This is a genomic window from Actinomycetota bacterium (assembly GCA_030019255.1).
GTDB lineage: Bacteria > Actinomycetota > Geothermincolia > Geothermincolales > RBG-13-55-18 > Solincola_A.
Window position 1 is genome coordinate 264855 of sequence record JASEFK010000003.1, and the last position, 21563, is coordinate 286417.

The 21563-nt window shown below is 60.3% G+C and carries 19 protein-coding genes and 1 tRNA gene; 8 read left to right on the top strand and 12 right to left on the bottom strand.

Features of this window, described 5'->3' with window-relative positions:
- Positions 1–285: 285 nt before the first annotated feature.
- Both QME84_04135 and QME84_04140 read right to left on the bottom strand, forming a co-directional pair.
- Entirely contained in the window at positions 286–717 is a 432-nt protein-coding gene (locus QME84_04135) for a 4Fe-4S binding protein (protein MDI6873458.1), read from the bottom strand.
- Between the two features lie 5 nt (positions 718–722).
- Positions 723–1436: a 4Fe-4S binding protein gene (locus QME84_04140; GenBank protein ID MDI6873459.1), complete on the bottom strand. Its 714-nt coding sequence runs from the start codon at positions 1434–1436 to the stop codon at positions 723–725.
- Between the two features lie 557 nt (positions 1437–1993).
- Here QME84_04140 and QME84_04145 point away from each other — a divergent pair.
- A complete protein-coding gene (locus tag QME84_04145; protein MDI6873460.1) occupies positions 1994–2371 on the top strand; it encodes a hypothetical protein in 378 nt (125 codons plus the stop codon).
- 519 nt (positions 2372–2890) lie between these two features.
- Here QME84_04145 and QME84_04150 read toward each other — a convergent pair.
- Positions 2891–3448: a phage holin family protein gene (locus QME84_04150; protein ID MDI6873461.1), complete on the bottom strand. Its 558-nt coding sequence runs from the start codon at positions 3446–3448 to the stop codon at positions 2891–2893.
- Between the two features lie 85 nt (positions 3449–3533).
- Positions 3534–5477: an AMP-binding protein gene (locus QME84_04155; GenBank protein MDI6873462.1), complete on the bottom strand. Its 1944-nt coding sequence runs from the start codon at positions 5475–5477 to the stop codon at positions 3534–3536.
- 492 nt (positions 5478–5969) lie between these two features.
- Between QME84_04155 and QME84_04160 the strand changes: the two genes are divergently transcribed.
- The gene (locus QME84_04160; protein ID MDI6873463.1) at positions 5970–6314 is read left to right on the top strand and encodes an AMP-binding protein; all 345 of its coding nucleotides are present in this window, start codon (positions 5970–5972) and stop codon (positions 6312–6314) included.
- Between the two features lie 456 nt (positions 6315–6770).
- On the opposite strand, the gene QME84_04165 is transcribed toward QME84_04160, so the two are convergent.
- Together QME84_04165 and QME84_04170 are read right to left on the bottom strand one after the other, a co-directional pair.
- Positions 6771–6846: transfer RNA gene (locus tag QME84_04165), tRNA-Arg, on the bottom strand.
- Positions 6847–7278: 432 nt separating this feature from the next.
- Positions 7279–7878, bottom strand: a complete 600-nt coding sequence (locus QME84_04170) for a hypothetical protein (GenBank protein MDI6873464.1) — start codon at positions 7876–7878, stop codon at positions 7279–7281.
- A 615-nt stretch (positions 7879–8493) separates the two neighbouring features.
- Between QME84_04170 and QME84_04175 the strand changes: the two genes are divergently transcribed.
- From QME84_04175 to QME84_04190, 4 genes are read left to right on the top strand one after another with little or no spacing between them, the layout of a single operon-like run.
- Positions 8494–9174, top strand: a complete 681-nt coding sequence (locus QME84_04175) for an energy-coupling factor ABC transporter permease (protein MDI6873465.1) — start codon at positions 8494–8496, stop codon at positions 9172–9174.
- Positions 9174–9551: a PDGLE domain-containing protein gene (locus QME84_04180; GenBank protein MDI6873466.1), complete on the top strand. Its 378-nt coding sequence runs from the start codon at positions 9174–9176 to the stop codon at positions 9549–9551. The genes QME84_04175 and QME84_04180 overlap by 1 nt, the downstream gene beginning before the upstream one ends.
- Positions 9552–9590: 39 nt before the next feature.
- Positions 9591–10346, top strand: coding sequence for a cobalt ECF transporter T component CbiQ (cbiQ, locus tag QME84_04185; protein MDI6873467.1), 756 nt, complete (start codon positions 9591–9593; stop codon positions 10344–10346).
- Between the two features lie 23 nt (positions 10347–10369).
- On the top strand, positions 10370–11146 hold the full coding sequence (locus tag QME84_04190; protein ID MDI6873468.1) for an ATP-binding cassette domain-containing protein: 777 nt from the start codon (positions 10370–10372) through the stop codon (positions 11144–11146).
- A 218-nt stretch (positions 11147–11364) separates the two neighbouring features.
- Here the strand turns inward: QME84_04190 and QME84_04195 are convergent, their stop codons facing one another.
- Entirely contained in the window at positions 11365–12243 is an 879-nt protein-coding gene (locus tag QME84_04195) for a divergent polysaccharide deacetylase family protein (GenBank protein MDI6873469.1), read from the bottom strand.
- A gap of 404 nt (positions 12244–12647) precedes the next feature.
- Positions 12648–13721 carry a radical SAM protein gene (locus tag QME84_04200; GenBank protein MDI6873470.1) on the bottom strand — a complete coding sequence of 358 codons (1074 nt, stop codon included), beginning with the start codon at positions 13719–13721 and terminating at the stop codon, positions 12648–12650.
- Between the two features lie 519 nt (positions 13722–14240).
- Between QME84_04200 and QME84_04205 the strand changes: the two genes are divergently transcribed.
- Together QME84_04205 and QME84_04210 are read left to right on the top strand one after the other, a co-directional pair.
- A complete protein-coding gene (locus tag QME84_04205; GenBank protein MDI6873471.1) occupies positions 14241–14777 on the top strand; it encodes a hypothetical protein in 537 nt (178 codons plus the stop codon).
- A 333-nt stretch (positions 14778–15110) separates the two neighbouring features.
- The gene (locus QME84_04210) at positions 15111–15494 is read left to right on the top strand and encodes a hypothetical protein (protein ID MDI6873472.1); all 384 of its coding nucleotides are present in this window, start codon (positions 15111–15113) and stop codon (positions 15492–15494) included.
- Between the two features lie 187 nt (positions 15495–15681).
- On the opposite strand, the gene lon is transcribed toward QME84_04210, so the two are convergent.
- From lon to QME84_04230, 4 genes are all read right to left on the bottom strand, one after another.
- Entirely contained in the window at positions 15682–18198 is a 2517-nt protein-coding gene (gene lon, locus QME84_04215) for an endopeptidase La (protein MDI6873473.1), read from the bottom strand.
- A 66-nt stretch (positions 18199–18264) separates the two neighbouring features.
- Complete coding sequence (locus tag QME84_04220) at positions 18265–18711, bottom strand: Hsp20/alpha crystallin family protein (protein ID MDI6873474.1); 447 nt, start codon at positions 18709–18711, stop codon at positions 18265–18267.
- Positions 18712–18928: 217 nt separating this feature from the next.
- Complete coding sequence (locus QME84_04225; protein ID MDI6873475.1) at positions 18929–19963, bottom strand: BMP family ABC transporter substrate-binding protein; 1035 nt, start codon at positions 19961–19963, stop codon at positions 18929–18931.
- Between the two features lie 408 nt (positions 19964–20371).
- A complete protein-coding gene (locus tag QME84_04230; GenBank protein MDI6873476.1) occupies positions 20372–21292 on the bottom strand; it encodes a DMT family transporter in 921 nt (306 codons plus the stop codon).
- Positions 21293–21563 lie beyond the last annotated feature (271 nt).

Genomic DNA, 21563 nt, shown 5'->3' on the forward strand with positions numbered 1-21563 from the left:
CGCAACCGACCGCGCTCAATAGTCCAATGACCTGGTTCCGGTGGCATCTGTTCAGTGCGATGAACTCGTCCAAGATTCTCGTCCTCTCTTGTTTGGATGCTTTGTTATAGCGTTGCCTGATGGCATCCGTCAGTTCATTCTGGGACTGCTTGCTGATCTGTTTCCTCATGCCGCTCCCCCCAGTTTCTGGTAACAATTCTATGAGGCAACGGCATTATTTCGGCAGCAGAATCAGTGAGGCAATGCGGCCGGGGCTTTTAATTGTTGCTGATCGCTTGATCGGCATCAAATCAGATTCTGCTTCAACGTCAGGGCGCCGCGGGGGCAAGCTTCCACGCAAATACCGCAACCGGTGCATCGTGACTTAAAGGCGGTCAATAGCTCGTACGTCTCGCATATCTCCCCGGGTTTCCTCCCTCGCGGATGAACGAAAAAAACGCCTTCCGGGCAGAGCTTCATGCACTGAGCGCAGAGAAGCGGGTTCTCCAGGCATTTCTTCCCGTCAAGCTTTACCTGCGCGGTGGTGCCCCTTTCCCTTCCGCGACGCAGTGTACCGCCGACACGGTCGGCCACGCTCCTCACCTTGAGCATTATCTCTCCGGTAAAAATATCGCTCGTCCTCATGCCCAGAAAATGAAGCAGCGTGGTCGAAACCTCGAGTATCCTCGACGGTTTCTCCAGGAGATTTTCCCGCATTTCGACCCCCTTCCTAACCATGCACCTCAATACATATCCTTGTACTTGGGCAAGGTTTCCCTTCCCACGAGGGTTATGGCACCCGTCGAACAAGCTCTTCGGCAAACTCCACAGCCGAAACACTTTTCATAGTCGACCGCCACCACATCCGATTCCGGCGCGTAATGAAGGGCGCCGAACTGGCAGCGCTCCAGGCATTTCCCGCATCTGTTGCAGGACGACGTGTCCACGCGGGCCAGGTATTCTCCTTTCCGGGAGATCCTTTGTATACCCCAATCGCGCCTCGCCCTCATGAAAATGCAGGTGGGATACTCACACGAACATATACCGAGCAAGAACGGGGTTTTCAGGGTGGCCAAATGGTGCACCAACCCCTGCCTATCCGTCTCGTCGAGAAACTTTTCCGCTTCCTCCAGGGACAGGGGCTCGAACTCCGGCGTAAAATCGATAAAATCGCTGAGCGGCCTGGCCCACGGGAAATTGACGCCGTAGAAAAGGCACATGGGCTCGTGGCGTTTCCCTCCCAGCATTCTTCGACAGACACAGGAATACCTGGCGATACCGCCGTTTTCATCTGCCAGGCGCAGGGTGGCCTTGGCATCTTCCACGGGAACCACCTGCCCCCCGTGCCAGGTATTCACCCAACCGTTGAGAATTCTGCGAAAAAGGCTCCTGAGAACCGGGACATGATTCATCACCCAGTCTACAGTCGGGAGAAGGGCACCGAGTTCCTCTTCCAAATGTAAAAAGTATTCTTCGCAGAATGCTTGCCTGTCCGGATCCCGTAACATGGTCTCCGAATAATTCTTCGCCTGCAGATACCATTTCTCACCGGCGCCATGGGCTATGCACCAATCGCACAATTATCATCCCTCCTCGCAGCCCATATTTTCCTCTTAACCTGCGGTCTCACATAGATCAAGAAAGGTTTTTCGATTTAACATTTCAACCGACAGGCGAAAACATTCATGATCACGCGTCTGCTTCGCCACCTCCCCTGCAATTGTCCACCCAAATTCGCATCCTCATCCCCCAACATATTATACGTTTTTCGCCTTCTTACCTTGCATTTGACCTAACCTTAAACCTGACATTGTTATGGAGGCCTCCTATTCCGGGGCATCCCGTGAACCGGGCAGCCGAACACCCCGGAACTTCGCCGGGGCATACACACTCTATTTTCGGTAACCGTCCGGGGCATGTTGGATGATTTGAGAACGTAATTATGTCCGGAAGACCCGTGGTGAATATGCGAGTTTCGGGGAGCACGATCCTTCATTTGGAGGGGAGATAAACGTTGAGAGCTTCCAAAAGAGCCAAGCTGCCGTTGCCGTTTCCGATCATCTTCCTTGGTTTTCTCTTCTTCCTACTTTCCATTTGCCTTCCCGGCGGATGCTTGAAAAACGGAGGTGGCTGCCGGCCCATCCAGGTCGTTCAGCAGGAAAACAAGCAGCCGGAAGAGATTCAAACGCATGTCAGTCCCTCACGGAATGAGCCGGATAAAAGTCCCCCATCTGCGGTGGTAGCGGAAATGGAAAAGGCGGAGCGCGTGCGCCTCTTTCAATCTCGTTCCCGCCACCTCAATTTCATGATTTACTACCGGATCAACAAGGTGAGAAAAGCGCATAACCTGGGGGTTCTGGCCTGGGATTCCGATCTCGAACAAATAGCTTGAGAGCACAGCATGGACATGGCTACGAGAAATTATTTTGACCACGTCAGCCCTGAAGGAAAGGACTTCTCCAACCGTTATTGCGAATACGGGTACACCAGGTGAACCAGGATAGGCAACAGTGAATACATAGGCGGTGAAAATCTATTCCTCGACAGTGTCATTCGCTCTTATACATCCGCCGGCAAGACAATGCGCATTTTAACCTATGACTTTTATAGCCTGGATGAGTTCGCGTCCAAGGTCGTAGATGGGTGGATGAACAGCCTGGGCACCGGGAAAACATCCTCACTCCCTTCACCCGCGAGGGTATAGGTGTTCACGTAACCGTCAAAGGCAACGTATACATCACCCAAAATTTCTCCTGAAAAACAGGCTCAACTTCTTCGCTCAGGTACCCCCACGGTCATTTTACATCTCGACCACTGCGAACATAGAACCCCCCTGAAATCGTCTCCCCTTTCCTCCGGCAGCGGATGTCCTGCTTTTCCGAGCAATAGTAAACTGCTGCTATTTTTCTTTCTAGTTTCCATTTCTCTTTTTCAGGGTTCTCAATAGGACAAGACCGAGCAAAATGAGGGGGGCGTTTTCCTTCGCCTTTATCCATAATTCCTCGATCCGTCTCTTCTGCTCCTCTCTCCTCGTTTGCAAGGCCTCCACGATTTCCAGGGCCACTTCCCTGACCTCTTCCACCTTCTCGCCCAACATCCTTCCCCGCGGGTCCCGGGAAAGATAATTTTTGAGATCCTGGGAAGCAATTTCCTTTATTTTCTTGAGCCTGGAGACCCCGACGGCGGTCGAGACACCTCCCGTGAAGATCATTCCAATCATCACGGCCATGGTGGATAACCACAACCTTTGGAAAAAGAGGTCGACCAGAAGGATGAGTAGAACTACGAATACGACACCGGCCAAGGAGATCGTCACCAGTCCGAACACGGCCAATCCGAGGGATAAGCTCGACTTGGCCAGACTCTCTTTTACTGCCGAGGCAAGGACTTCCTTTTGTTCCTTCGCCTGTTGCAAGAAGTCTGCGACGATCTTCCTGCCCTTTTTCGCCTTTTGAACGATCTCCTTCATCTTCACCTTCCTTTCCTTGTCGCTTTGGTTCAAAAATGTAAAGATCGCTTGTTCCCTGAATCGATATCTCGCCGCCGCCTCTTCCTCAAGTGCCGGTTTGCACGTCGAAACGCTCGGCGAGAACTTGTAAGGCCAAGGATCGATCGATTTTCCCGGAGGCGGATCTGGGTACTCCGTCCACGAAGAACACGTGTCTCGGCCGCTTGTAACCGGCCATCCGCGCTCTGCAGTACTCGATTATTTCCTCCTCGGAAGCGCTCTCGCCTTCCCGCAACTCCACCAGGGCGGTTACCGCCTGCCCCCAGCGTGGGTCGGGTACTCCCACGACGGCGACATCGTACACTTTGGGATGGGATTTTATGATCTCCTCCACTTCCTCGGAATAGACCTTTTCTCCCCCGGTGTTTATTAGATAACTTCCTCCCCTCCCGATGAGATTGAAGCTTCCTTTCTCGTCGACCGTCCCCTCGTCACCGACGAAAAACCATCTTTCACCGTCAATGACGCGGAAATCGTTCGCCGTTTTGCGGGGACACTTCCAGTACCCGAGGGCCATGTAGCCGCCGTACAGAAATTCCCCTATTTCCCCGGAACCCGGCATCACATCCCTGTTCTTCTCCGGGTTGTACACTCGACAGGGAAAGACCTGCCTTCGATACAACCCTTTTCTCGATATGTTCGCTCCCGCGGGCCTGATTTTCTTATCCACGGAGGAAGTCACCGCTGCGAACGCCCCGCTTGATTCGCTTGTTCCCATGGAGTCCACGAGCAATACGCCGGGTATTCTTTCCAGCAATTCCTTCTTGATGTGAGGCGACCATCGGACACCGGACGAAACGATGGCCCAGAGGCTGCTCAAGTCATAGCGCCGACCTTCTTTCTCCGCTTTTCGCAGCTCTTCCACCAGGGGAAGCGCAAAGGCGTCGCCGACGATGACGCAGGTATGGACGCGGTGCCTCTCGATTGTTTCCCAGAACTCCCGTGGCACGAAAGGATGGGGGGTCGGCAGAAACACGATGGTGGCCGCGATGGAGCCGAGATAGGTGAAGGCCCCCTCGTACCCCGCACCATGGAACAGGGGAGCGGAACAGAGAAAACGAATGCCCTCCCTCTGCAAAGCTCCGAGTACTTTCAAGGCATAGGGATTACCGGCAGTGAACTTGAAAAAATTGAGAAACGCCGCCTTGCACGCCTCCGACTTCATGATCCGCCGAAAGGTCCCCGAGGTCAGCACGCGGTCGAGAGCCGCGACAATTCTTTTGTTGGAGGAAAAGAGCACCGATATCCCGTGCACGGCATCGTCCGGTAATTCAGCCAGACGGTCGACGATGGGGATGATGTTGTTCACCAGCATCATGTCCAGCCCTCTTACCCTTTGCTCGCCGTCCCATACGGTTCCCTTGGGAAAACCAGTCGTTCCTCCCGTATACATCAGGTAGCAAAAATCGTCGTTGAAAACATCGACACGGGGATTACTCTCATCGTCGGAAAGAAGACCGCCGTAAGAAATGGTGCCCGCCGGTACATCAACAACTTCCCTGCCTACACCGTAGACGATAACCTGTTTCAGCAAGGGAAGATCCTTTCTTACTTTCAGTGCGACGTCGACGTAGGGTTCCTCCACAAAAGCGACGACGGCGTCGGAGTCCTCGAGTATGTACTTGACTTCCTGCTCCACGAAACGAGGGTTCACGTTCACAGGAACCGCCCCGATCTTCGAGGCCGCGAAATATATCTCCATCCATTCAATGGAGTTGAAACCCAGTATGGCGACCCTTTCCCCCTTTTGCACCCCTAACCCCCGGAGACCATGCGCCAAGCGGTTGCATCTCCGGTTGAACTCGTTCCAGGTAAGCTTCCTCTCGCCCTGGATGAAGGCGGGTCTCCACCCGAAAAGCCGTGCGTACGTTTCCACCTTGTATTTCCAGGTGTGGTTTCTTTTTCTCCGGCCCGGATACACCTGGCGATAGTTTTCGAAATCGTCGTGTTCGATTTCCCTGACTCCCAGCAACTTCCCTTGAGCCCCCATCTCAACCTCCCCCTTCGAAATCGTGCAGCGTTCCGGTTGCCAAGGCGGCTTCCTTCTTTCCGGCGCTCTCCAGGCCCCTGACTCCGCCTCCTGCACTGTATGGCATGATCAAAGACCCGACGAATGAGTTTCTTTTTAAACCGACCGCCGCAAGGAAAAACCCCCATGCATTTTTTTCTACGGACAGCCTTCAAAATCCCCTCGGCCCCGCCTTATCCCGATAAAACAAACTCTAGTCCCCATCCGCTCCCGTTACCTCCGCCCATCCATGAAACAAGGATACGAGGGGCGGAAATTCACCCCCATATCCGGGTATCCTCGGCCTACCTTCCACAGGCATGAGGACAAATCACTCTTTGGATCAAGCATTTCATCCTTGCCGGCCGCCGTGGAAACCTAGGCCGGGAAGACGAAGGGGATGCCGTATCCACGCGCAACTAAACATGTAGATGCAGCTAAGTTGGTATTGCCATCCTTGAAGGAGGGGAAACGATGGACATGCCATGGTTAGAGGAAGACTGTGCGGTCGGCATTCCAACCACGTTAGAACCCTATCCCGAGATTCCAACTCACCACTTTCTCGACCACGCCGCCGATAAATATCCCAAGATGGGATGTGTTCAATTGGGCTTGGAGCTCAGCTATCGAGATTTGAAGGAGAAGGCGGACCGACTGGTGAATGCTCTTCGCGAACTGGGGGTGGACAAGGGGGATCGGGTGGCTACCATGCTACCCATTTCCATGCAGTTCCTCATCGCCGACACCGGTATCTCCCCCTTGAGGGAGATCCTTTGGGACCTGTACGAACGGCAGGGGAGGCCTCGAGGGAGGCATTGATTCTCTCCAATACAGCCGGAAAGCCCCTGGACCGCACCAAGTTCTATCCCCGCTTCAAGCGGGTCCTGCAGGAGGCCGGGCTTCCCGATATAAACCGTCCATGACCTAAGGCCTTTCTACGCCTCCCTGGCCGTGGCCGGAGGGATGGACCCCCGGGCCTTGATGGAGGCCATTAGCCACGCCTCCATACAGACCACCATGAACCTGTACGCCGGGCTCTTCCCGGGGGCTTACCGGGAAGCGGTGAAGAGGAGGCCATCATGAACGCGGCGGGAGCGGTCACCTGGCTCCCGAAGGGGGGAGGAAAATGATCCAAAGGATCCAAATGATCCCCATCTTCTTACGGAAACGCAAATCGCGGCTGAAGTTTCGGCAGTATTTCGGGAGTAAAAACTTCTCGGGTCTCAAAATAGGACAACCAAGCCAGGAAACATGGCCCCTGACCTGGTTTTTTACTGGAGCCCCTGGGGAGAATCGAACTCCCGACACAGGGATTAGGAATCCCTTGCTCTGTCCACTGAGCTACAGGGGCGCACCTTTAATTTTACCTCACCTTCCCGGGTGGGATGCGATAGGCCCACGGAATCCCCTTCCTCATGGGACGGCGGGCCGTTCACCCGGGGCCAGACATTTATATAGCACAATTCGGCCCCGCGCTCGACCCTTCAGGAAGGGCCTTTTCCGGTCCACCGCCTGGGAACGACCGTTCCCGTCCTCCGGGTCCTTCCCGCACGTAGGCATGGCCGCGTCTCCCCGCTCCGGCACCATGTAAAAAGGCCGATGCACCTTTCATCCGGCCTCCGGCAAGAAGCCTGGAAGAAAGGAGGTACGGCACGCGAAGGGAGATCTATACTCATGGCCCACCGATGGAAATGCAGCTGATTCCGAGTTGCCGTAGTCCACCGCTGGGATAAAAAGGGGCCCCGGGGCTTCTATCCCGCGGGGCCCTCGTGCGCCAGGTGCGTCATTCCAACTCGGGCATGAGATACCACGTGCCGTCGACCTTCTTCAGGTTGAACTCCGTATCGTTGAAGACCTCCTCCGGGTCGTCAACGCTCTCCTCAACCCGTTCACCGTAGTAGTCGGTATAGGTGGCCTTCCCGGCAACCACGGTCACCGTGGCCAGGTTCCCTTTCACTTCCGACCTCAGCTGGAGCCCAGTGATCTTCAGGTCCCCCTCCGGGAAGGTCTCTTGGAGATAATCCCTCAGCAGCTCCTCGACGCTGTCGTAATAGTCCTCTATCTCCTTGTTCAACCTATTGAGCTGAGAGGGCTCGATGAGGCTGACAAGCAACTTGACGTCACCTTTCTCCATGGCCTGGAAGAACTTTTCCACCTTCGCCTCAGGACCCTCCCCACCGCCTACGAACCACTTGGGCCCCACGGCGAAGCCCAGTACCAGGACCACCGCCACCCCGGCGGCCAGCAGGATCAGGAAGACGGTCAGGAGGACCTTCCCCGCGCCGCTCTTTTTCGCCGGAGCGCCGGCAGGCGGAGCCGGTGCCGAGGGAACTGTACCAGGGTAAGGGCCCCCCGTCGGCGGTTGGGGAGGCGCTCCAGGCATTGGGGCCTGGTACGACGGCTCCGGCCGCTGCACCGATGGAGGGGGAGGAGGGGCCCGGAAAGTCTCCCCCGTCGGGGGCGGGTGGGGTGGTCCCGGAGGCGGTTCCGGCATCTGTGAGGCGGCCGGTGGGGCCTCGGGCTCCATCCCTCCCAGGGGAGCGCCGCACGCGGTACAGAAAGCGCCCCCGGGATCGATTTCCGCCCCGCACCGTGAACAATAAGACATGACTTACCTCCTTGATCGAAGCCGACAATGAATTTATGTTAACTCTTTCCGGGACAAACCGCCATGACGCCGGCCTTTTCCTCCGTCTCCTCTACAGTTTTTGCTTCCGAGGCCGGATGCAGCACCATGTTCCCCAGGTCGAACATTGAGAGATCACCCCTTTCTTCCTGTCGACCTGCTTGTTTACCAGGATGACGGGGTGGTCTCTCAAACCCCTTATAGCGGCCTTACTTGAAATGTGGGCAGCATGGGGATATTATTTTAAAGGAATTCGGCCAAGAAGGCCGGGGGAAAGAAAATTCGCGATAAGATCAGGGAGCCACGGAGGTTCCAGGGGGAGTGGATTCCCCGAAGGTCCGTGGTTTTTCTTTTTCTCGAAGGAGGTGCCAGATGCATATTCCGGACGGATTCCTCAACACGGGGGTGAGCGTGGCCACCGGGGTAGTCGCCGCGGGCGCGGTGGGCTACGGCCTGTACAAGGCCCGCGAGGAGCTGGACGAAAAGTCGGTTCCCCTCCTCGCCCTCTGCGCGGCCTTCATTTTCGCCGCTCAGATGCTCAACTTCCCGGTGGCTGGGGGGACTAGCGGCCATTTCCTGGGTGGGGTGCTGGCGGCGGTGTTACTGGGACCCTGGTTAGGGGGGCTGGTGCTGGCCCTGGTACTGTTGGTACAATGCCTGGGTTTCGCAGACGGGGGCCTGACCGCCCTGGGAGCCAACGTCTTCAACATGGCGGTAATAGGGACGGTGGTCATGTACTACATCTTCAGGGGGCTGAAGGCGGTACTCCCCAGGAGCCGCACCTATTTCCTGGCGGCCACCGGTATAGGCGCCTGGCTATCGGTGGTACTGGCCTCCGGCGCCTGCGCCGTGGAATTGGCCATTTCCGGTACCTCCCCCCTGAGTGTGGCCCTTCCGGCCATGCTGGGCATACATGCCATCATCGGCGTGGGGGAGGCCATCATCACCGTATTGGTGGTCAGCGTGGTCCTGGCCGTACGCCCCGACCTGGTGCGGACCTATGACCTTCCGGGACCCGCTTCCGTGCTTGCAGATTCGGAGGTGAGCCGGTGATGGAAGCGCGCAAGAAGGGGATTTATATCTTCATCCTGGCTGGCTTTCTGGTGTCGGTGGCCCTAGCCCTGCTGGTCAGTCCCTGGGCCTCCTCCGCTCCGGACGGGCTGGAAAAGGTAGCCGAGGACAAGGGCTTTATAGAAAAGGCCGAGGAGACGGACCCCGCCTGGGAGAGCGCACCCATACCCGACTACGCCGTGCCCGGCCTCACCAGGGAAGCGGTGGACGAGGAGACGGGCGAGGTGGTGGAGGAGCCCACCAAGCTGGCCACCGCCTTGGCCGGCCTAGTGGGAACGGTGGCCATCTTCCTCATCGCCTGGGGACTGGCCCTGGTGCTTAAGAAAAAGAAGCCGGAAGAAGCGGGGCAGGCGCCCTGAACCCGGTAGGACCGGTGAGCCCGCCTTGATGGAGAGAGCTTGAAGCACGCTTTCCTGGACGAGTACAGCCACCTGGAGAGCCCGGTGCACCGGCTGGACCCCCGGGCCAAGCTCCTGGGTTTCATGGTCCTCATCGTGGTATGCGTGACCACTCCCCCCAACCTCTACGCGGCCTTCGCCGCCTACCTGGGGTTGGAGGTGGCCCTGCTGTTGCTCTCCCGGCTGCCCTGGAAGCACGTGCTCAAGCGCCTGCTCATCGTGCTCCCTTTCATCCTGGTGGTGGCGGCCTTCATTCCTTTCTTCAGCAGGGGCGGGGGGAGCTATAACCTCGGCCCGGTGAGGATATCCGGGCACGGGCTCCTGGTGCTCTGGAACGTGGCCGCTAAGTCCACGGTGAGCGTACTGGCGGTGATACTCCTCTCCTCCACCACCCCCTTCCCCGACCTGCTGCGGGGCATGGAGAAGATGAAGGCGCCGCGCCTCCTCATCTCCTTGCTCAGTTTCACCTACCGCTACATCTTCGTGCTGGTGGACGAGGCGCAGCGCATGAAAAGGGCCCGGGACTCCCGGGGCTGGAGCGGGAAGTGGATCTGGCAGGCCAAGGTCATCGGGCACATGATCGCGGCGCTGTTTTTGCGCTCCTACGAACGGGGCGAGAGGGTTTACGCGGCCATGCTGGCCCGGGGTTACGGGGGTCGGGTGCGGGCACTGTACCTGTACGAGTTCGGTATCCTGGAGGTCGGGTTCGCGGCCCTGGTGTCCCTCTTCCCCCTGGCCGCCAGGCTCCTGGCCTGATACGGAGAAAGGGAGTCGAGAAGATGCACCACAGGCCGGCAGTGGAGATAAGGGGCCTTTACTACGCCTATCCCGACGGTACCCCCGCCCTCCGGGGCGTGGACCTTCTGGTGGAGGAGGGGGAATCGGTGGGCATCGTGGGCCCCAACGGGGCCGGAAAGTCCACCCTGCTCCTGCACCTGAACGGCATTCTAACCGGCCGCGGCGAGGTAAAGATATTCGGGCTCCCGGTGGTGAAGGAGAACCTGCGGGAGATCCGCCGCCGGGTGGGGCTGGTCTTCCAGGACCCCGACGACCAGCTCTTCTCTCCCACCGTCTTCGACGACGTAGCCTTTGGCCCCCTGAACATGGGGTTTTCCCGCCAGGAGGTGGCGGAGGCGGTGGAGCGGGCCCTGCGGGAGGTGGGCCTTACCGGGCTGGAAAGGAAATCGGCCTTCCACCTGAGCTTCGGGCAGAAGAAGCGCGCCGCCATCGCCACCGTGCTGTCCATGAATCCCGACCTCCTGGTGCTGGATGAACCTTCCAGCAACCTGGACCCCCGCGCCCGGCGAGAGCTCTCCGAGCTCCTGCAGGGGGTGAAGATAACCAAGGTAGTGGTCACCCACGATTTGCCCTTCGTGTTCGAGAACTGCGAGAGGGTCGTGGTCATGGACGCCGGAAAGGTGGTGGCCGACGGGAACGTCTTCGACATCCTTTCCAACGAGGAACTTCTCCAGCGCCATGGCCTGGAGCTCCCCTGCGGTTTCTTCCCCCTGCGCCCGGAAAGGAGCGACCGGAAGGCGGAGAAAAATCCCGGGTAGCTCATGACAGGCCCCGAAAGTTGGGGCAACGGGATCAAGGGCCGCTTTCTCTGTTAAGGCATTCCAGCTTGGTGTAAGGCATGCCGGGGACCATTCCATTCCCGCCGAATGATCTTCGCACGCATTTCGGTTAACCCACGAGGATTTCATTAATAAATAATCGCTCGAAGGAAAAGCGGTTTAGGCTTACACCACGAGGGGTCGACAGACGTGGAACCTCAATTGCTCACATCGCGGACGAAGGCGAAGTTAAAACCCTCGCCGCGGAGGACATTTATCATCTCTCCCACCACCGTGGGAACGTTGGGGTGGTTGAAGTGGCAGATGCCTATGGCCATCCCATGTTCGCGCGCCACCTCCGCCAGGGTGCGCATTGCGGCGCGCAGGCTCTCCGGGTCCCTCTTGTTGTCGATGAAGACCTGATTGCGCCGCCGCGGCATGCCCAGGCTCACCGCCGCCTCCGAGACCATGCTGTGGGTGGAGGCGTTGCTGTCCACCACGTAAAGGCCCCTCTCCTGCGCCCACTGGCACATGTAGGTCATGAGCTGGAGGTCGTTGCACCCCCTTCCACCCTGGTGGTTGTTGATGCCCTCGGCGTGGGGGACGCTGGCCAGGGCCTTGTCCAGGGCGGCGAAAGCCTGTTCCTTACTCATCCCCACGTTCAACTGCCCGTAACCGGAGTAGCTGTCGGGCGGGTTGTTCTCCGTGGGCATGTGCAGCATTATCTCGTAGCCCTCGTCGTAGAGCTTCTCGATCATCCAGTGCAGTTCGTTGCAGTAGGGGAAAACGGCGAAGGTAAGCGGGGCGTCGATCTTCAGCCACAGGTCCAGGGTGTCCGACGAGGAACCCGTGTCGTCCACCACGATGGCGATGGTCGGCGGCTCGGGATTGGACTCCTTCAGGTTGGGCCGGCGGGCCGCTCCCTCACCGTCGCTCCCGGAGTTCCCCGCCACGCCTCCTTCCGCCGCGCTCCCGCCTTCTTCTCCCGAGCTTCCCCGACTGAAGAGGCCGGCATGGGTAAAGGCGAGAGCCACGATCACCAGCCCTACCAGGATGGTAAAGGTGCGCAGGAGGGCGAAGGCCCGCTTCCTGCTCATCCTTCTTCTCCCGGGTCTCCTTCCCCCCGGATAAGCCCTTCCGGTGCCTGCTTTCACGATGCCGCTCCCAGATCCGATACTCCGACCGCCACCATGTTTCCCCCAGCACGCGTGACCTGCGATTCAGGGTAAGTCTACATGTTACCGCTGACATTTTACATGGCCATTGACATCCAGGGCTCCTCATTTTTTTCACGCAACATGATTTTTTCGGGCACCTGGTCCCATGGGGATGCCCATCGAACCCGGCACCCACGGATAACGGCTCCCCCTGCTGCTCCCGGAGCAGCGCCACAGGAACTCGATCCCTTAACCGACGGGGGCTCCAGGTCCGTCCCGGAAATTGTCGCGGGTCCCCCTTCGCCGTCCCGGGAAAGATTTATCCAGGCCGGGCTTTCTCGTGATCAACGCAAGAGGTGGACGTTGCCCAGGTGCAGGCGGGTAAGGCCGGCCTCCCGGGCGGCGGCCAGGCACTCCTCGGCCTGGCGCCGGGAGGTGACCGGCAGGTCCCGCATGGCGTGCTGGGGATGGAAGGCCAGGAGGGAATAGGGGATGTCCGGGTCCAGGGAGGCGATGAAGGAGGCGATGCGCCCCACCTCCTCCGCCTCCACGTAGCCGGGGACCAGCAGCGTGCTGGCGATGACGGGAGGAGGTTCGGGGCGCTCCGGGATGCGCGAGGCCGCGTAGGAGAAATTATCCAGGGTGGTAGAGTTTTCCACGCCACACAGGGCGCGGTGCAGGGAGGGGGTGAAGGCCTTGAGGTCGAACTTTACGCACCCACCGCTTTCCAGGGAAAGGTCCAGGGCCCGCCGCAGCAGGCCCCGGTGCATGCTCCCGTTGGTCTCCCAGCAGATGCGCAAACCGTCTCCTCTACTCTCAAGGGCCAGCTCGGAGGCGCGCAGGGCGAAGGGCATCTGGGGGGAGGGGTCGCCACCGAAATAGCATATGCAGGCGGTCCTCTGGTCGGCGGCCCGGGCCAGCTCGTGCGGGGTGCAGGCCGGCGCCAGGCGGGCGGTAAGGAAGCGGAATTGGGAGTTCTGGCAGAACAGGCAGTCGAAGGAGCAGGCGCCCAGGAAGACGGCCAGGTTGAACTTTCCCCGCTCCGTGCTCCCGGCGCACACCCATTCGGCCACGCAGTTGGTGGGCAGGGGGTCGTAATAATACTCCAGGACGCCCTGGCGGGCGGTTCCGGAGAGGTGGAACAGTTTACCATCTTTTACCATACGAAGCCCGCAGAACCCCTTCTCCCCCTCCCCCATGCGGCACCGGTTCCCGCACATGCGGCAGACCACGCCTCCTTCGGCGCGAGGCGGAAGGGGAGGCAGTTCGAAGGGGGCACGGGTGCGCGCGTGAGCCTCGCGAACCAGCTCCTCCGCCCCCTCTCCCTCTCGCAAGGCGCAAGAGGGGCAGAGGCGCAGGAAGGCGGAGACGAGGGGCGAACCTGCGCCGCACAGGCGACAGGTCTTCTCCTCTTTCACTTCTCTTCCGCCTCCGTACCTCAACACGCACCGACTTCCTGGGCACTTTCTCCCGATAGCTTTCGACCTCTTCCCCGGCTATCCGCCTATCCCACGAACCGGATTCCGGTCCCGCATCTCCTATCCTAACTTCCGTCCCCGCGGGATTGAAGGAGGAATGTGGAACCCTCCGGACTTGAACCGACGACCTGGAGAAAAACTAACGACGGTTCACCCCCCATGGCAATAGTAGGGACATGTACCGATAATGTATTTAACGGACCGCGAAAAGGAGAAAGCGAGCAAGTGCTAAAGGGTGGAATAGGAGCAAAGTAGGTACCGGAGCAAGCAAAGTGGCAAAAAGTCCGATGTGGTCCTTGTCATCCGGATCGATATGCCGGAGACCCGTAAACGCCGTCACGGTACGGCGTTATCCTGAAGGTACGCCTTATCGGGGTGGCAGACGGAAACGCTACGGGCGGACCGGGGAGGATCAAGGAAGACAGGGTAAAGCGCGAACCTTCACGGAAGGGAACCCTCGTGGAAGGAATGCACGATCCGGAGGAGAGAGAACGGAGGATAAACAGGGCGGGCAACGCCGTCAAGTGGGGGTTCGTCATCCTCTTGGCCGCCCTGGCGGGCTTGATCGCCCTGCTCCAGCTCTTCCGCACCCCGGCCGCCCAGGAACCACTGGAACTGGCGGTGCGTAAACTGGAGGAGGGGGACATCGAGGGGGCCATGGCCTACGTGGACCCCGAAGGACAACTAGGGGTCCTATGGTCCGAGAACGTCGGTGGGATAAGGAAACGCCTCTCCGAGCTGGCGTCGAAGTACCGCCTGGAATTCTCCTCCCTGGGGTGGAGGACGCGCACGGAAGGAGACTTCGCGGAATCCAGCCTGGAGAAGGGGAGGGTGTCCGTGTACCTCCAGGACCAGGAGGGCCCGCCCCTGGCCGTCTACGACCTCAGGGACTCGGAACTGGTCTTCTACCTGCAGAGGAAGGAAGGCACCTGGCTGATAGAGGGGATAAATTACGACCTGGAAGAGCTCCTCTCAAGTGGACTGGACTTCCCGTGAAAGCCGGGTATGGAACGAGCGGGACGGATTCCGGGCCCGGAGGCGGAGGATAAAAAAATGCCGGGTTCCATGAGCGAAAGGAGCGCATTTCCCATGTGCAGAGCCGAAAAGACAAGCGGGCGTCGTACCCATCGGTTGACGGCCGAAAGCGCCCGGCCATGGGGCGCCGGCAAAATCGCAGGGCCATACCTTTTCGCGGTTGAGCCGGTTAAGTCAGGGCGCGGGGCGCACGTCCCAAAACGGACGGCTCGCCGTTCATTCCCATACGCCTGCCGTGGCGATAACCGCCATGGTCGCGGGGGATTAGCGACGGGGTCGGCGGCCGCTGTCCTCGTGGCCATCGCGGCCCTCCTGGCAGCCCTCCTTTACGCCGGCTGTTACACCTCGACGCCGGAGGGCACGGTCCGGGAATTCATCCGGGCTCGCATGGCCGGCGACGAGAACCGTGCCGCCGGGCTCACCGTGGAAGGCGACCTCACGGAGTACCTGGGTGGGGAGGGCTTCCTGGCCGGATCAGGGGTTTCCTTCGACGCCTGGACGGCGGAGCTATCCGGAGATCGCGCCCGGGTGGTCGTCCACTTCCGGGGGGAGGAAGGAGAGGCGGACGTCTCCTACATCTGCCGTCGCGTGGGTTCGAGGTGGAAGGTCTCCCTGCGCGAGACCGAGGAGTTCCGGCTTCCGGATCTGAAGTTGCTCGGGGAAGAGGAAAACACATGATCCCGCGCCCGATACGTCGTCTTTAGAACAACCCTATATCTTCCTTCAGGACGCCGATCAGGGAATGAAAACCCTTGAAGTCGATCCCACCCGCCGGGTGGTGAGGTCCTTAAATCCCAAGACCGCCCCCGCCAGGCCCGCCATGCAACGAGCCGCGTAGCTTGCTCCGCGCCCTGGACGGAATCCACTAGGAGGCCCTTTTCCCGGAGCGGGAATTCTTCCTCCCCTGGGCGTTCCTCTTCGCCGCTTTCCCCGTGGAGGCGGAGGTCCCGCCCGCCGTTGCCTTCCCGGACGAGGCTCCCTTGGCCACCGCCTTCTCCTCGCCGCCCTCCAAGGCGGCTTTCCCGGAAGCGGCCTCGGTCGAGCGGGAGCGGGCTTTTCCGTCGGGGTAGAGGGCGATCTTGAAGACCTGCTCGATATCCGTCACGGGCACGAACTTGAGGTCCTTGCGGATGAAATCGGGGATCTCTTCCAGGTACTTCTGGTTCTCCTCGGGAATGATCACCGTCTTTACCCCGGAGCGGTGGGCGGCCAGGACCTTCTCCTTGAGTCCGCCTATGGGGAGGACCTTCCCGCGCAGGGTGATCTCGCCGGTCATGCCCACGTCCTTGCGCACCTTGCGCCCGGTAACGGCGGAGATGAGGGCGGTGGCCATAGTCACCCCGGCGCTGGGACCGTCCTTGGGGATGGCCCCCGCCGGGACGTGGATGTGCAGGTCGTGCTTCTTGAAGAACTCCGGGTCCACGCCGTAGCGGTCAGCCACGCTGCGGCAGTAGGTCAGGGCGGCCTTGGCCGACTCCTGCATCACGTCGCCCAGCTTCCCGGTAAGGACCAACTCACCGCTCCCCGGCATCACCTGGCACTCCACGAAGAGGACGTCCCCGCCGGATTCCGTCCAGGCCAGTCCCGTGGCCACTCCCACCTCGTCCTCCTCCTCCAGGACCTCGAAGCGGTAGCGCACCGGTCCCAGGAGCTCGTGAAGGTCCTTTTCGGACACCTTCTTGCTCTTGCGCTTGCCCATGGCGATGTCCTTGGCCACCTTGCGGCAGATGGAGGCGATCTCGCGCTCCAGGTTGCGCACCCCGGCCTCCCTGGTGTAGCCGCGGATGATGGCCCGCAGGGCCTCGTCGGTTATGGTGAGCTGGTTCTTCTTCAGCCCGTGCTCCTCCAGCTGCCGAGGGATGAGGTGCTCCTTGGCGATATGCAGCTTCTCCACCTCGGTGTAACCGGGCAGCTCCAGCACCTCCATGCGGTCCAGGAGGGCGGGGGGTATGGGGACCACCGTGTTGGCGGTGGTGATGAACATTACCTTGGATAGGTCGAAGGGGACGTCAAGGTAATGGTCGGAGAAGGAATAGTTCTGCTCCGGGTCCAGCACCTCCAGGAGGGCCGCTGCCGGGTCGCCGCGGAAATCCATGCCGATCTTGTCCACCTCGTCCAGCATGAACACTGGGTTGTTGGAGCCCGCCTTGCGGATGCCCTGGATTATCCTCCCGGGAAGGGCCCCGATGTAGGTGCGGCGGTGGCCCCGGATCTCCGCCTCGTCGTGCATGCCGCCCAGGGAGACGCGCACGAACTTGCGACCCAGGGCCCGGGCGATGGACTGCCCCAAGGAGGTCTTGCCCACGCCGGGAGGGCCCACGAAGCACAATATGGGGCCCTTCATATCCTCCTTCAGCTTGCGCACCGCCAGGTACTCGATGATGCGGTCCTTAACCTTGTCCAGATCGTAGTGGTCCTCGTCCAGTATCTTGCGGGCCCGCTTGATGTCCAGGTTGTCCTCGGTGCTCACGTTCCAGGGCAGGCTGGTAAGCCATTCCAGATAGGTGCGGGCCACGGTGTACTCCGCCGCCGCCACCGGCATCTTGGCCAGGCGGTCCAGCTCCCTCTCCGCTTCCTTGCGCGCTTCCTCGGGCATCCCGCTCTGCTCAATCTTCTCCCGGAACTCGTTGATCTCCATGGTCCGCTCGTCGACCTCGCCGAGTTCCTTCTGGATGGCCTTGAGCTGTTCGCGCAGGAAGTACTCCCGCTGGCTCTTGGACATCTCCGTCTGGACCTGGGACTGTATCTTGGAGCCAATCTCCAGGATCTCGATCTCCTTGTTGAGGTAGAAGGTAAGTTTTTCCAGCCTTTCCTTGACGTTCACCGCTTCCAGGAGCTCCTGCTTCTCCTCCAGGGTGATGTTGATGTTGGAGGCGATGAAGTCGGCCAGGTTGTTGGGCTCGGAGATGTTCATGGCAGCGATGAAGATCTCGTTGGGCAGGTAGGGGGCCATGGAGACGATCTTCTTGAACTGGGCCAGGATGTTGCGGGCCAGGCCCTCCACCTCCACCGATTTCTCCACCACTTCCCGCACCTTCTCCACCCTGGCCTTCATATAGGGGTGGGTCTGGACAAAATCCACGATACGTATTCTCTGCACCCCCTGCACGAAGAGCTGCATCGAGCCGTCGGGAAGCTTGAGCATGCGGATGATGGCCGCCGCCGTTCCCATGTGGTAGATCTGCTCGGGTCCCGGGGTCTCCACCTCCTCCTTGGCGGCCATGGCCGCCACCAGGCGGTCGGCGGTGAGGGCGTCGTCGATGAGCTTGACGTACTCCTCCCTGGTGATGAGCAGGGGCATGATGATGTGGGGGTAGATCACCGTGTCCTTCAGGGGGAGCACGGGGAGTATCTCCGGTATATAGGGTTCGGTCATCCCCATGGGGAAATCGCCGTCCGGCAACGCGCTTACCTCCTTCTCAAGTCCTTTCCTTCAGAAACGGCTGCCTCACTCCTCCTGGATATCTACGCTGCGTAGGTTCTGCTTCCGGCGCTTGGGAAGATGGATCTCCAGAAAACCCCTCCGGTACACGGCGCGGGTGCCGTCGGGGTCGATCTCCGCCGGCAGCTCGAAGGTCCTCTCGAAATCGCCGTAGCTTATCTCCAAAAGATAGGTGTTCTTCACCCCGGCGGGGCGGATGGGGTTGCGCCGGCCCCGGATGTTGAGTACCCGCCCGTGGAGGGTTACCTCCACCTCGCTCTCGTCCACGCCCGCCAGGTCCATGAGGACCGTGAAATGTTCGGGACACTCGTAGACGTCGCACAGGGGCTTCCAGGCCTTCTCGAAGACCGCGGAGGGCTTCTTCCAGCGGGGGAGGTGGCTGAAGAAGCGCTCCATCTCCGCGCGCATCATGACCACTTCGTCAAAATCGTCGTCACGGAATGCCCCGGCCACTTTCAAGACCCCTTTCGCCTGTCCGATGGACGTCGAGAACCGCCAAACTACAAGATGAGCCGGATAGGAACTTCACCGGTTCGCACAGCGTTCTCCTCCGCCGGCAACGGCGCCCATTATTTTTAATTATACCCCAGGGACAGTTCTCACATCGTAAGATCGGATTCCACGTTTTTTGGGGGCTATTAGGACGGCCAACGGATTAAGGGAGCCGGCCTCAGGGGGTGAAATCCATGCCCGAGACCTTCTCCTCCTCGGTGGCCAGTGCCTCCTTGAGCTCCCGGCGGATGTGGATATCGTGGCTCCGGAACGGGGCCAGGGACCATACCCCTTCCCGCACTCCCCATTCGTGGAGGCCCGGCTTAAGCTGGTCCCTGAACGCCAGGTCCACCGCCCGGAAGAGAGCGTTGTCGTCGCGCAGGATGAGGGAAGTCAGCACGTGGGACGGGGATTCCCGGGAACGGTCGCCGCCCGCCAGGATGACCAGCAGGCTGAAAGATTCGGCCGCCCGGAGAACCCCGTCGTTGAAGGCTCCCGGGGTACAGAAGATGATGTCCGCTCCCTTCTTCGCCGCCTCCTGGGCGAAGGCTCGGGCCTGCTCTTCATCGCGACAATCGTCAACCAGGTAGGAAAGGAGGTTTGCCTGCGGGTAGGCGGTCAAGACCCCGTGTGCGAAGCCCGCCTGATACCGGGCCGTACGCGGATCAGCGGCGCAGCCGATGAAGGCCACCACCGGCAGGCGGTTGACGAGGGGGTGCTCGCCGCTTACCGTCAACCTGCCGGCGAGAAAGCCGCAGAGGTAAGCCCCTTCCTCCACCCGGTAACGGATGTAGGCGTCGCCCTCTCCACCGGGGGGAACGGAGTCCCCAGGGTAGTCGAGCCATACCCGGTGGGTAACAGGGTTACGACCCGGCGAATGTGAAGTGCTTCCCTCCGGCGCTTCCCCACATCCCACGAGCATCCAGCGCGAAGGGTCACCATCCTCCGGATAGTCGCCGACGTCCTCCGAGGGGCCGGGCACTACGAGCTCCGCCTCCAGGCCCAACTCGGACCCTATTCTCCGGCAGCCGTAATCCAGAAGGGGGTTGCGCTCCTCCCCAACGGTCCCCTCGCGGAACCCCAGGACCAGGACGCTGCGGGAAGGCTTTTCGGAACGGGAACAGGAGGAAGCGAGGAACGCGAGAAGCAGAAGGCAGAAAACGGCGGCCAGGAGTCCGAATCTTTTAGATGAAGGCGATGTCCTCCTGTGCATCTGCGACTCCCGGTCGAGCCCCTTCGGCGCGTTCGCTGCCATTATAGCATCCACCTGCCCAACCACCATCTCCGGGAAAGAGGAACCCACCCTTGACCGCCGGTACGGAAACTTCTCACGGAGGTTGCGGAAGAAGGATTTTCGTTCCCGGAGCGGTTTCGGTATCACGGGCGACGCGTGCGGGAAGCACGATTCCCGGTCCTTCCACCTGCACGTTCCAGCCGTCCGTGGTTTCAGCATTTCAGGCAGAGGGTACGGGAATCACGGTTAATAAGACTTCCGCGTGTACATACCGGCTATCCATGGTCCCGGTATCAGGGACAGCAGACACGGGAAGCGTTTTCACGCCGCGGACATGAACTTCCAACCCGCGGGAGGAGGATGCGCCGGGAGTACGAAACTCCGACGTCATGCGCGGGAGCGGGTCGCAAGGAGGATGGACAGCGCCACGAGGACGGCGGCCAGGCCCAGGGTCCAGGTAACCGTCTCCCCCAGGAAGAGGCGGGCCAGGAAAAGGGCCAGCACGGGCTTGAGGTAGAAGAGGCTTGCCCCCCGCGAGGCCTCGACCCTGCGCATGCCCCCGAAGTACAGGAGGTAGCCGACCCCCACGGTGACCACTCCCAGGTACACCAGCCACCCCCAGGTCGCGGGATGGTAACCTGCCATATCCTTCCATTCCCCTCTGAGGGTAAGGAAGATGGCGAAGAAAAGCGAGCCCGCGGCGATGCTCAGGAGGGACACGGTCAGGCCACCGAACTCCCCGGCGTATCTCTTCCCGTACACGGTATAGACCGCCCAGCACAGGGCGGAGCCCAGCACCATGGCGTGGCCCAGGAAATCCTCCCGCGCCAGGAGGCCCGCGAAGCGGAACCCGGTCACCGCCGCCAGGGCGCCTACCAGGCCCAGCCCAATGCCCACCCACCCCCGAAACCGCAGCCTCTCCCCGAGGATCAGGGAGGCCAGAAGGGCGGTGAACACGGGGTTCATGGAGAAGATGACCGCCGCCGAGGAAGCCCTGGACAGGGCTACCCCGCGGTGAAAGAGATAGAAGGCCAGGAACACGCCCACCCCGCCGAGGAAGGCCATGGCCGGCAGGTGCAGGCGCAGGGCACGAAAGACCGTCCTCCTGCGCTTCCTCCCCGCCGTGACCACGGGGAGGAGAAAAAGACCGCCCAGCATGAAGCGCAGGGCGGCGACCTGTTCCGCTTCCAGGGGTCCCTGGAATCGGCTCCCCGCCTGTAGATATCTCGAGACCACCTCGATGGTGCTGAAGAGGACGATGGCGCCCAGCACCATAAGGTAGCCGGTCCTCTTCGACCCGCCCGGCAAGGTGCCTCCCTTCGCCCCGCACGGTGTCCCTACCACGATCCGCCCGCCATTCTACTACAGGAAATGAGGGTCCCACCTCCGCAACAAGGCGATATTCGACGGGGAGGGAAAACGATCGCGTTCTACCCTGGTTCTTCCACGGATTGTATAAACCTATGCCCAAGGTATCCGCCACCCAGGAAAAGCCCTTGGAATGTCACCTCCCGCCGGCCGGTTTGGTAGCGTCAAGGATTTTGTGTCAGCCACCTAGCCTTCCTCCTCCCATCCCAGG

Excerpts from the sequence above, each read along its gene's own strand:
- QME84_04160 (MDI6873463.1), top strand. The coding sequence starts at position 5,970 with ATGGACATGCCATGGTTAGAGGAAGACTGTGCGGTCGGCATTCCAACC.
- QME84_04170 (MDI6873464.1), bottom strand. The coding sequence starts at position 7,878 with ATGCCTGGAGCGCCTCCCCAACCGCCGACGGGGGGCCCTTACCCTGGT.
- QME84_04180 (MDI6873466.1), top strand. The coding sequence starts at position 9,174 with ATGGAAGCGCGCAAGAAGGGGATTTATATCTTCATCCTGGCTGGCTTT.
- lon (MDI6873473.1), bottom strand. The coding sequence starts at position 18,198 with ATGGGGATGACCGAACCCTATATACCGGAGATACTCCCCGTGCTCCCC.
- QME84_04135 (MDI6873458.1), bottom strand. The coding sequence starts at position 717 with ATGGTTAGGAAGGGGGTCGAAATGCGGGAAAATCTCCTGGAGAAACCG.
- QME84_04150 (MDI6873461.1), bottom strand. The coding sequence starts at position 3,448 with ATGAAGGAGATCGTTCAAAAGGCGAAAAAGGGCAGGAAGATCGTCGCA.
- QME84_04225 (MDI6873475.1), bottom strand. The coding sequence starts at position 19,963 with ATGCACAGGAGGACATCGCCTTCATCTAAAAGATTCGGACTCCTGGCC.
- QME84_04195 (MDI6873469.1), bottom strand. The coding sequence starts at position 12,243 with ATGAGCAGGAAGCGGGCCTTCGCCCTCCTGCGCACCTTTACCATCCTG.
- QME84_04175 (MDI6873465.1), top strand. The coding sequence starts at position 8,494 with ATGCATATTCCGGACGGATTCCTCAACACGGGGGTGAGCGTGGCCACC.
- QME84_04155 (MDI6873462.1), bottom strand. The coding sequence starts at position 5,477 with ATGGGGGCTCAAGGGAAGTTGCTGGGAGTCAGGGAAATCGAACACGAC.
- QME84_04190 (MDI6873468.1), top strand. The coding sequence starts at position 10,370 with ATGCACCACAGGCCGGCAGTGGAGATAAGGGGCCTTTACTACGCCTAT.